This window comes from Cellulomonas bogoriensis 69B4 = DSM 16987 (genome assembly GCF_000767165.1).
Taxonomy (GTDB): Bacteria; Actinomycetota; Actinomycetes; order Actinomycetales; family Cellulomonadaceae; genus Actinotalea; species Actinotalea bogoriensis.
Genome location: NZ_AXCZ01000452.1, coordinates 1 through 526, shown reverse-complemented (window position 1 = coordinate 526; position 526 = coordinate 1). Strand labels below are relative to the sequence as shown.

Here is a 526-nt window from a genome sequence, read left to right as displayed (position 1 = left end):
AGGCGTGGGCGCGGGCCGAGGGCGCGGCGCGCCGCGGCAGGTGAGGGCGGGCCCCCGCGACCCGGCTGCTAGCCTGCCCGCTCGTACACATGTTCGGAGGTGCCTGTGATCGCGTCGGTGCGGGGAACCGTCCTGGAGGTGCGGCTGGACGCCGCCGTCCTGGAGGTCGGTGGTGTCGGGTTGCACGTCATCGCCACCCCGGCGACGTTGGCGACCTTGCGCACCGGAGAGCAGGGACGGCTGTGGACGTCCCTGGTGGTGCGCGAGGACTCGCTGACGCTGTACGGGTTCGCCGACGCCGACGAGCGCGAGGTGTTCGAGGTCGTGCAGACGGTCAGCGGGGTGGGCCCGCGCCTGGCGCTGGCGATGCTCGCCGTGCACCCTCCGGACGTGCTCCGGTCGGCCGTCGCCGGCGAGGACCTCGCCGCGCTCCAGCGGGTGCCCGGGATCGGTCGTAAGGGTGCCCAGCGCCTGGTGCTCGAGCTCGGCGAGAAGCTCGGCCCGGTGCGGGGAGGCGCCGCTGCGG

Annotated in this window: 1 protein-coding gene; it reads left to right on the top strand. The window is 75.1% G+C overall.

Going from position 1 to position 526, the window contains the following annotated elements; genetic code table 11:
* Positions 1-105 precede the first annotated feature (105 nt).
* Positions 106-526, top strand: a 421-nt coding sequence (ruvA, locus tag N869_RS15980) for a Holliday junction branch migration protein RuvA (RefSeq protein ID WP_035063380.1), incomplete at its 3' end; no start/stop codon positions are given.